Origin of the sequence: Pseudomonas sp. BIOMIG1BAC (assembly GCF_001705995.2) — a bacterium.
GTDB classification, from domain to species: domain Bacteria; phylum Pseudomonadota; class Gammaproteobacteria; order Pseudomonadales; family Pseudomonadaceae; genus Aquipseudomonas; species Aquipseudomonas sessilinigenes.
This window is the reverse complement of the sequence record NZ_CP049045.1, coordinates 5,589,151-5,598,593: the sequence shown is the minus strand read 5'-3', so window position 1 is coordinate 5,598,593 and position 9,443 is coordinate 5,589,151. Positions and strand designations below refer to the sequence as shown.

Genomic DNA, 9,443 nt, shown 5'->3' with positions numbered 1-9,443 from the left:
GGCCAATAGCCCCTCAAGCCCTCTGTTATGATCGCGCCCGGCCCAGGTCCACGTACCTGCGCCGGGCGTTTTCATTCAAGGACCGGAACCATGGCAGAGCAGCTTTACTGGCACGATATCGAAGACACTCTGGGCCACTGGAGCGGCCTGGGCGTCGAGGTCGAACCCGGCGCCACGGACAAGCCACCGCTGTACCTGCGTACCGGCGAGAATGCCCGGTTCAAGCTGATGCACCACGACACACCGCTGTTCTGGGCCACCATTGCCCGGGACCATGGCGGTGTCTGGCTGGTGCGCAAGCCGCTGGCCGATGGCGCTGAATGCCGGTTGCTCGCCCCCATCGACTCACCCACCGTCGAACAGCACGCGGCATTGGCGCCTGAGCTGCGGATCAAGGCCTGGAGCCGCTATTTCGTCAGCCGTCTGGGCGCCAGCGCCCGGCACTTCCTCACCCCTGGTTACTGGCTGGCCCAGGGCCTGGTGCCGGAACCGTCCAGTACCGGCCACGGCCTGGACAAATGGCGCTTCACCTCGAGGGTCGACCCGTTGACCCACGTGCCCAGCTGGTTCCTGTATGGCGAGGACTTTCTCGACAACCTGCAACCCCAGACCCTGGAGTGGATCGACTGGTGGCACGGCGGCGGCAAGCTCATCGGCCTGCATCGCGTCGACCCACAGGCGGGGCGGCTCAAGTGGTGGCGCAAGAAGGCCCGGGAGGGCAGCCTGCCACCGGTGCTGTTGTGGTACGTCGGCGGACTGGCGTCCTACCTGGTGATCGATGGGCACTACCGTTTGCAGGCCGCCATCGCGGAAAATCTCGCGCCGTCCTTCATCGTCCTCAGTGCTACCTGCGCGCGCGACTTCACGCCGAGCCTCGAGCATCGGCAACGGGTCATGGATTCGCTGCGCAAGCGTGGCGATGCGGTGCCGCGCAACAAGACCTTGAGTACCGAGAACCTCAACCGAGTGCTGATCCAGGCTTTCGACGATCGGCCGCACTACGTCAGCGCGACCTAGGCCTGGGCCGGCAATGAACCCCAGGAACAGTGGTGCGATGAGGTGCGCCAGTGCCTGATCGGGCAGGGGCTCGAAGGTGAGGTGGACGCAGTGATTGCCCGGTGTGGCTGACGGGGCCTCTGTTATAGTCGCGCCCGCGCGCCACAGGGCAGGGGATTAGGGACGATGGTGGAACAGGTTTTCTGGCGGGATATCGAGGATCTGGCTGGCAACTGGAGCGGCCTTGGGGTGGACGTCAGGCACCCGGCCAACGGCAAGCCGAACCTGCGCCTGCTCAGTGGCGATAACCGGCGCATGCAGTTGGTCGTGGGAGGCCAGACGCTGCTGTGGGCCACCATGTCGCGCTGTCTCTACGGGGTGTGGCTGGTGCGTAACCAGTTGCTTGGGCAACTGCCGCAAACCCTGGTCGAGCCCATCGATTCGCCCCAGGTGGAACAACACTCGCGTCTCGCCCCGTCCCTGCAGCTCAAGGCCTGGAGTCGGTTTTTCGTCCAGCAGTTGCTGCGACATCAAGCGGATTTTCTCTACCCCGGCTATTGGTTGGTGCGGGCCCTGCAGCCTGCTGCCCACCCCTATGGGCGATCACTGCCCAGCGGCATCGACCAGTGGTACTTCAAAGGCGGCGAAGATGCCCTGAGCCATATGCCGCAGTGGACCATCGACGGCCGCAACATTCTCGACAACCGCCAGCCTGGCCCGGCGCGTTGGGTCGAACTCTGGGCAGGGGGTGGCGCGGTGGTTGGCCTGCATGGCGTCGATCCGCTGGCCGGGCGCCTGAAGTGGTGGCGCAAGAAGGCCCGTGAAGGCAGCTTGCCGCCGATCCTGTTGTGGTATGTCAGCGGCCTGAACAGCTACCTGATTCTTGACGGGCATTATCGTTTGCAGGCCGCCATCGATGAGAACCTGCCGCCGCAGTTCCTGGTGCTCAGCTCGCCGCGGGTGACGGCCTACGCCCCGAATCCGCAGGAGCAGCAGAAGGTACTGGGGGCGCTGCAGGTGCAGATCCAGCGCAAGAACCTGGAGACTGCGCGCTTGAACCAACTGCTCATCAGCACCTTCGACGACCGGCCGTATCACGGCTTCGGCAGCCAGTCGTGGGCGGGGATCGCTTCGGAACAAGTGTGGATCGATCAGGTGAGGGGTGTTCTTGAGGAACGTGAGGAGGCTGGCGAGCTGGACGTTATCCTGGCTCGCGAAGCCCCCGAGCATGATTGATCCCACTCGCCAATGCCGAGTCCTGCAGGCGCTGCGTGTTCTGGCTGATTACTTGGGGCCGAGGATCTGCGTCAGCTTGCCCGGGGCTGGGGCACCTTGCTGTTGTTGCAGCTCGCCCTTGTCGTCGAGGTAGAAGATCGCCGGGGTGGCCGACAACTCCAGTTCCTCCATGAGCTTCATGTTGGCGTCGAGTTTGGCCTGGATCGCTTTGGGGATGCTTTGCAGGGGTTTCAGGCTGCTGCCCTTGCCGGCCTTCTCGTGATCCTGCAGGGCCTGGCTCGGGTCCTTGGCGGCCAGCAGGGCGGCGGATTTGCCTGGGCTGTCCTCGCGGATGATGCCGACCATGATGTGCCGCAGTTGCACCTTGCCGGCCTTGACCCAGGGCCGGGCCTGTTCCCAGAACATGTTGCAGTAGGGGCAGTTGGGGTCGCTGAACAGGTAGACGATACGTGGCGCATCGGCCTTGCCGTCGGCGATCCAGTCGCTTTTCTCCAGGTTGCCCCAGACTTCCTTGGCCATCGGTGCATAGACCAGTTTCTGCAGCGGTTCGGCGCTGAGGTCCTTGCCGTCGGCGTCGTACAGGTTGCCCAGCAGCACGTGCTGGCCATCGGCGGTCAGGTACAGGGTCATGCCGCGGTTCTGGTACTGCGCGGCATAACCCTTGAGGCCAGCCGGAGCGTCGAAGCTGCCGATGATCTTGGCGCCCTTGGCTTCGATCTTGCGGATCGGCGCGGGCAGTTCCTCGGCCTGCAGCAGTGGGACATTGAGCAGTGCCGCGCCCAGGGACAGGCTCAGCAGGTGGCGGATGAAGGGCATGGGGGTTTCCTTGAGGGGGCGACCGGAGTCGGATGGATGCCGTCGAAGTTCTCCAGGGCGCGGGCCAGGCTGGCCTCCGAGAGTTCCCCGAGATGGCTGCCCAGCAGGCGGCCGTCGGCGCTGTAGAACAAGGTGGTGGGCAGGGCCATGGAACCCACGGCCTTGCCCAGGCGGCCACTGCCGTCGAACAGTACGTTGTCCAGGTTCAGTTCCTGGGTGGCCAGGAAGGTTGCGACGCTCTGCATGCTCTCGGCCTGGTTGACGAACAGGAAGGTCAGGTCCGGGCGTTGTTGCTGGGCTTTTTCCAGCACCGGCATTTCCCGCCGGCAGGGTGGGCACCAGGTGGCCCAGAGGTTGATCACCAGCGGCCCGCCCTGGTAGTCGGTGAGCTGCACGGTGTCGCCGTTGGCGTTGCGCAGGGCCACTTCCGGCAGGCGCGTGCCCTGGTCGTAGAGGCTCAGGGACAGGGTCGCCAGCAGCCAGAACGCCAGGCCGGTAGCGATCCCGGCGCCCAGGGGGCGGCGCAGGGCCGGGCGTTTCCAGCCCCAGGCCAGGGCTGCCAGGAGCATGACCAGCACCCCGGGCCAGGCCAGGAAACCGCCGTCGCGCAGGTCGATGGTCATCCACAGGTCGTGCCGGTAGTGCTTCCAGTAGGCGATGACGAAACTGACCCGGGCGGCGAGCATGCCAATCAGGAACAGCGAGAACAGCACCGACTCCGGGTTGTCACCGCCGCGCTTGGCCACGCGCCAGCCCACCAGCGTGGCCAGGGCCAGGGCACTGATCAGCAGCAGGTGGTTGAGGGCGATGGCGAAGGTGCCGATGGTAAAGGTCAGCATCAGCGGGCTTCCAGGGTCTGGGTCCAGCGTTGCAGGAAGGTTGCGGCATCCACTTCGCCGGTGATGCGTTGGCTGCGGCGTTCGCTGCCATCCGGGCCGATCCACAGCATGCTGGGAGGTCCCGGTACCTTGTAGCGGCCGAGCAGTTCGCGGCCGTCGGCATTATCCAGGGTCACGTCCAGGCGCAGCAGGCGCACGTCCTTCAGGGCCTCCAGGACCTGGGGCTGGCCGAATACGGTCTTCTCCATGATCTTGCACGACACGCACCAGTCGGCGTAGTAGTCCAGCAGCACCCACTGGCCCCGGGCCTGAGCGCTGTCCAGGGCGCCTTGCAGCTCGGCAGGCGTCTTGACCGTGGTGAAGGCGTCGTGGGCACTGGCGTTGCTGGCGGGGGCGCTGCCGCTATAGACCTTCAGCGGGTGCAGCAGGTCGTCGCTGCCGCCAGCGGCGCCCATCAGCAGCACGCTGCCCCAGATGCCGAACAGCAACGCACCGGCACCGAACAGGTGCAGCAGGCGCCCGGCGATCACCCGTTGCTGCCAGGCGCAGTAGGCCAGTACCAGGGCCAGGGCACCCCACAGGCCGATCCACAGGCTGGCGTTCAGCACCGGACGCAGCATGTAGATGGCGGTGCCGAGGAAAAGGATGCCGAACACGCCCTTGAGCAGGTTCATCCAGGGGCCGGGCTTGGGCAGGAAGCGGTTGCCCAGGGTCACCAGCAGCAACAACGGCAGGCCGATACCCAGGCCCAGGGCGAACAGCGCCAGGCCGCCAAACAGGGCATTGCCAGTCTGGGCGATATACAGCAGGCCGCCGGCCAGGGGCGCGGTCATGCACGGGCCCACCAGCAGCGCGGACAGGGCGCCGAGGACCCCGCAGCCGATCAGGCTGCCGCCCTGGCGCTGGCGGCTGGCGCCTTCCAGGCGATCGCGCAGGAAGGCCGGCATCTGCAATTCGAAGAAACCGAACATCGGCAAGGCCAGCAGCACGAACAACGCGGCGAAGCTGCCCAGGACCCAGGGTTGCTGCAGCCAGGCTTGCAGGTTGCTGCCCAGCAGGGCGGCGATCACGCCCATGCCGGCGTACACCAGGGCCATGCACAGCACATAGCTGGATGCCAGGGCCAGGCCCCGGCGCGGGCTGGCGCCACTGCCCACCACCATGCCGGCGAGGATCGGCAGCATTGGCAGCGAGCAGGGAGCGAAGGCCAGCAGCAGGCCGAAGCCGAAGAACGCCAGCAGGCCCAGGCCCCAGGATTTCTGTTGCAAGTCGTTGGCCAGCAGTTGATCTTGGGCTGCCGCGGTGTCTGCGCCCTGGACGCTAGCGTTGGCCGCCACGGCCGGGGCTCCGCCCAGGTCCACTTCCAGGGTTTGCGGTGGATAGCACAGGCCGGCGTCGGCACAACCTTGCCAGCCCAGCTTGACCTTGCCCGTGGCGGTTGCTGGCAGTTTCACCTCCAGGCCCTGGCGGTACACGGTCTGGTCGCCGAAGAATTCGTCGCTATGGGCTTCGCCCGCCGGCAGGCTCGGCTGCTGCTCCGGCGGCAGGCCGTCGAACTTCAGGCGTTTCTGGTACAGGTAGTAGCCGTCGGCGATCTGCCAGAACAGCTGGGTCTCGCCCGAGGGCAGGCGCTCGGAGCTGAATACGAACGCCTGGCCCACCGGCAGGAAGTCGGGCTTGACCTCGAACGGATTGTTGCCGGCTTGCGCCAGGGTGGTGAACAGCATTAACAACAGGATGAACAATCGACGCATGGTCAAGCCTTAAACCGGTGCAAGTTGCGAGCACAATGGCCGGCCCTGATTAACCGATGATTAAACCGCGCCTTGTGGCCCGGAGCGGGCGGGCATAATGTCCGCTTAATCCGCCGCTTGCTTAATCAACGCCCTTTGTACAGGACCGACCATGCACGTACTTGTCTGTGAAGATGATGAGCTGATCGCCAGCGGGATCGTCGCTGGCCTCACGGCCCAGGGCCTGACGGTCGAGCATGTGGCCACCGCTTCGGCGGCGCGGGCCATGCTCGGCGTGGCCGATTTCGACGTGATGGTACTGGATCTTGGCCTGCCGGATGAAGATGGCCTGAAACTGCTCAAGCAGCAGCGCCAGCAGGGCCTGGAGATCCCGGTGCTGATCCTCACCGCCCGGGACGCGGTGACCGATCGGGTCGACGGCCTGCAGGCCGGGGCCGACGACTATCTGCTCAAGCCCTTCGACCTGCGCGAGCTGGCGGCGCGCCTGCATACCCTGTTGCGCCGGGCGGCGGGACGCAGCGTCAACCTGATCGAGCACGGACGCCTGACCTACGACCCCAGCACCCGCGAGACTTTGCTCGGCGGGCAGCCGGTGGACCTGTCCCGGCGCGAGCAGTCGTTGCTCCAGGCTTTGCTGCACAACCGTGGCCGGGTGCTGTCCAGCGAGCAGCTCAAGGACAGCGTCTATGGCTTCAACGACGAGCTGGAGAGCAACGCCCTGAACGTGCACATCCATCACCTGCGGCGCAAGCTCGGCAATGGCATCGTCGAGACCGTACGGGGCCTGGGCTATCGCCTGGGGCCGGCGGATGGCGAGGAGAGTCGCTAAGTGAGGAGCCTGCGCCTGCGCCTGAGCATCACCCTGGGCGCTGCCTTCATCCTGATCTGGACCCTGGCCGCGGCCTGGATGCTCAGTGATCTACGCAACCAGATGATGTTTTCCCTGGACCAGCGACTGGTGGCTTCGGCGCGAATGGTCGCGGGCCTCTTGGAGCAGATGCCGGCATTACCGTCCCATGGCCCGCACGATCACATCGACAGTGGTGCCCTGAGCATTCCCGGCGGCATGGCTTGCCAGGTCAGCTCCCTGCGCGGACAGATCCTGGCCCGTAGCCACAGTACTCCCGATCACCCGCTGGAAGCCGAGAAGCTGGGGTTTCACGACCAGATGATCGACGACGCGCCCTGGCGCACCTTCACCCTGGTGCGTGGCGACCTGCGTATCACCACCGCCGACCGCCAGGTGGAGCGCGAGGCCCTGAATTTGTCGATCCTGCTGGCGGCTTCGGTGCCGGTGGGCGTGGCCCTGCTGGGTTGCCTGTGGCTGTTGTGGCTGGGGATCGGCCAGAGCCTGGCGCCGCTGAACCGCATCCGTGATGCCCTGATGCGCCGCAGCGCCGATTCCCTGGAGCCGTTGCAGATCCAGCCCATGCCCAGCGAGTTGCGCCCGCTGCTGGAAACCCAGAATCAGCTGTTCCAGCGCATTGCCCGGACCATCGAGCGCGAGCGGCGGCTGACCGGCGATGCCGCTCATGAACTGCGCAGCCCGCTGACGGCGATCAAGACCCACCTGCAAGTGGCGCGAATGACCGAGGGCGCGGCCCACGACCAGGCATTGGCCCGGGCCGAGGAGGGCGCTGATCGCATGCATCGGACCCTGGAGCAACTGTTGTTGCTGGCTCGCGTCGAGGGCAGCCTGTCGTTCGATGACGGCGTGCAGTGCACGGCGGAACAGGTGGCGCGCCTGGCGATCCAGGACGCGGTCGTCGGCGCCCGCCAGCGGGTCCAGTTGAATCTGGAGCCGACAGCGGCTGGCGCTGCGGTGGATATGCCCTCGACCCTGGCCATCGCCGCCTTGCGCAACCTGCTGGACAATGCCCTGCGCCATACGCCCGAAGAGTGTCCGGTGGAGCTGAACCTGGAGCTGGTCGCCGGCCGGGTGCGTTTCCAGGTGCGGGACCACGGCCCGGGGATTCCCGAAGCGGATCTGCAACACCTGACCCAGCGCTTCTGGCGTGACAGCCAGAGCAGCGGTTGCGGCCTGGGGCTGGCGATCGTCCAGGCCATCGTCCAGCGCTGTGGCTGCGAGCTGCATTTCGACAGCCAGCCCGATGGCCTGCGGGTGGAACTGACCCTGCCTGCCCGGCGCGCTTGAGCCTTCCTGGCCCAGGACGGGCCTTTGGGCAATTTCCCCGATCCAAGGTGTAAATCCCGACGCTGCTGGTGCGTTTTCAGAACAGGAAAACCTGTCAATGCGCACCCCCTCTCGGCTGCGCATCCGGCCGGTGGCCGTTTTGCTCAAATTGCAGCGTGAGGGTTCCACAGATGTCAGCCGTTACCAGCCTTATGGAAGATCAGCCGGTGGGGCTTGCCGCCCCGGTGGCCGAGACGCTCTACCAGTTCGACGAGTCGCCCCTGCTGGCTCGCCAGAATCGCCAGGAGTCCAATGCCCGCAGTTATCCGCGGCGCATTCCCCTGGCCCTCAAGCGCGCCAGCGGTATCCACGTCGAGGATGTCGAGGGGCGGCGCTTCATCGATTGCCTGGCCGGTGCCGGCACCCTGGCCCTGGGCCACAACCATCCGGTGGTGATCGCGGCGATCCAGCAGGTACTGGCCGATGAACTGCCGCTGCTGACCCTGGACCTGACCACGCCGGTCAAGGACCAGTTCGTCCAGGACCTGTTCGGCCTGTTGCCCGAAGCCCTGGCCGCCGAGGCCAAGATCCAGTTCTGTGGGCCCACTGGCACCGATGCGGTGGAGGCGGCCCTGAAGCTGACCCGGACCGCCACCGGGCGCAGCACCGTGCTGTCGTTCCAGGGTGCCTACCACGGTATGAGCCAGGGCTCGCTGAGCCTGATGGGCAGCCTGGGACCCAAGCGGGCGTTGGCCGGGCTGTTGAACAACGGCGTGCAGTTCCTGCCATTCCCCTATGACTATCGTTGCCCGTTCGGGCTCGGTGGCGCCGCCGGGGTCAAGGCCAACCTGAACTACCTGGAGAACCTGCTCTGCGATCCGGAAGCCGGCGTGGCGTTGCCGGCAGCGGTGATCGTCGAGACGGTACAGGGCGAGGGGGGCGTGATCCCGGCCGATTTGGAATGGCTGCGCGGCCTGCGCCGTATCACCGAGAAAGCCGGGGTGGCGCTGATCGTCGACGAGATCCAGAGCGGTTTCGGACGCACCGGCAAGATGTTCGCCTTCGAGCATGCCGGGATCATTCCGGACGTGGTGGTGCTGTCCAAGGCCATCGGTGGCAGCTTGCCGCTGGCGGTGATGGTCTATCGCGACTGGCTCGATACCTGGCAGCCCGGCGCCCATGCCGGCACCTTCCGTGGCAACCAGATGGCCATGGCCGCAGGTTCCGCGGTGATGCGCTATCTCAAGGAACACCGGGTGACCGAACACGCGGCGGCCATGGGCGAGCGCCTGCGCGAGCACCTGCTGATCCTGCAGCGCGACTACCCGCAACTGGGCGACGTTCGTGGCCGGGGCCTGATGCTGGGAGTGGAACTGGTGGACCCGCAAGGTACACCGGACGCCCTGGGGCATCCTCCGCAACATCAACGCCTGGCGCCGCTGGTGCAGCGCGAGTGCCTCAAGCGCGGCCTGATCCTGGAGCTGGGCGGGCGCCATGGCAGCGTGGTGCGTTTCCTGCCGCCGTTGGTGATCAGCGCGGCGCAGATCGACCAGGTGGCGGAGATCTTCAGCAAGGCGGTGGCCGCCGCCGTGGCCAGCCTCTAATTTTCCACGACCCTGGTTCGTTACTTCTACACCATCGCCGCGCCTGGGCGCGGCGGCACTCATT

General features: G+C 66.2%; 8 protein-coding genes. 5 read left to right on the top strand and 3 right to left on the bottom strand.

Features of this window, described 5'->3' with window-relative positions:
- Positions 1-90: 90 nt before the first annotated feature.
- Both ATY02_RS25825 and ATY02_RS25820 read left to right on the top strand, forming a co-directional pair.
- A complete protein-coding gene (locus ATY02_RS25825; protein ID WP_228022223.1) occupies positions 91-1,017 on the top strand; it encodes a hypothetical protein in 927 nt (308 codons plus the stop codon).
- Positions 1,018-1,182: 165 nt separating this feature from the next.
- Positions 1,183-2,232: a hypothetical protein gene (locus tag ATY02_RS25820; RefSeq protein WP_068585595.1), complete on the top strand. Its 1,050-nt coding sequence runs from the start codon at positions 1,183-1,185 to the stop codon at positions 2,230-2,232.
- 48 nt (positions 2,233-2,280) lie between these two features.
- Here the strand turns inward: ATY02_RS25820 and dsbG are convergent, their stop codons facing one another.
- Genes dsbG through dsbD form a run of 3 tightly spaced genes read right to left on the bottom strand, consistent with a single transcriptional unit; the run spans position 2,281 to position 5,641 of the window.
- Positions 2,281-3,048 (bottom strand): thiol:disulfide interchange protein DsbG, encoded by a 768-nt coding sequence (dsbG, locus tag ATY02_RS25815; RefSeq protein WP_022639972.1) that lies wholly within the window; start codon positions 3,046-3,048, stop codon positions 2,281-2,283.
- Positions 3,024-3,887, bottom strand: a complete 864-nt coding sequence (locus ATY02_RS25810; protein WP_068585598.1) for a TlpA disulfide reductase family protein — start codon at positions 3,885-3,887, stop codon at positions 3,024-3,026. The genes dsbG and ATY02_RS25810 overlap by 25 nt, the downstream gene beginning before the upstream one ends.
- Entirely contained in the window at positions 3,887-5,641 is a 1,755-nt protein-coding gene (gene dsbD, locus ATY02_RS25805; protein ID WP_068595485.1) for a protein-disulfide reductase DsbD, read from the bottom strand. The genes ATY02_RS25810 and dsbD overlap by 1 nt, the downstream gene beginning before the upstream one ends.
- A gap of 151 nt (positions 5,642-5,792) precedes the next feature.
- Between dsbD and ATY02_RS25800 the strand changes: the two genes are divergently transcribed.
- The 3 genes from ATY02_RS25800 to ATY02_RS25790 all read left to right on the top strand — a co-directional run bounded on the left by ATY02_RS25800 (position 5,793) and on the right by ATY02_RS25790 (position 9,379).
- Positions 5,793-6,470: a response regulator gene (locus tag ATY02_RS25800; RefSeq protein WP_022639968.1), complete on the top strand. Its 678-nt coding sequence runs from the start codon at positions 5,793-5,795 to the stop codon at positions 6,468-6,470.
- Complete coding sequence (locus tag ATY02_RS25795; protein ID WP_068585512.1) at positions 6,471-7,796, top strand: ATP-binding protein; 1,326 nt, start codon at positions 6,471-6,473, stop codon at positions 7,794-7,796.
- A 170-nt stretch (positions 7,797-7,966) separates the two neighbouring features.
- Positions 7,967-9,379, top strand: a complete 1,413-nt coding sequence (locus tag ATY02_RS25790) for an aspartate aminotransferase family protein (protein ID WP_068585515.1) — start codon at positions 7,967-7,969, stop codon at positions 9,377-9,379.
- The last annotated feature ends 64 nt before the right edge of the window (positions 9,380-9,443 follow it).

Excerpts from the sequence above, each read along its gene's own strand:
- ATY02_RS25790 (WP_068585515.1), top strand. The coding sequence starts at position 7,967 with ATGTCAGCCGTTACCAGCCTTATGGAAGATCAGCCGGTGGGGCTTGCC.
- ATY02_RS25825 (WP_228022223.1), top strand. The coding sequence starts at position 91 with ATGGCAGAGCAGCTTTACTGGCACGATATCGAAGACACTCTGGGCCAC.
- ATY02_RS25800 (WP_022639968.1), top strand. The coding sequence starts at position 5,793 with ATGCACGTACTTGTCTGTGAAGATGATGAGCTGATCGCCAGCGGGATC.
- ATY02_RS25810 (WP_068585598.1), bottom strand. The coding sequence starts at position 3,887 with ATGCTGACCTTTACCATCGGCACCTTCGCCATCGCCCTCAACCACCTG.
- dsbD (WP_068595485.1), bottom strand. The coding sequence starts at position 5,641 with ATGCGTCGATTGTTCATCCTGTTGTTAATGCTGTTCACCACCCTGGCG.
- dsbG (WP_022639972.1), bottom strand. The coding sequence starts at position 3,048 with ATGCCCTTCATCCGCCACCTGCTGAGCCTGTCCCTGGGCGCGGCACTG.
- ATY02_RS25820 (WP_068585595.1), top strand. The coding sequence starts at position 1,183 with ATGGTGGAACAGGTTTTCTGGCGGGATATCGAGGATCTGGCTGGCAAC.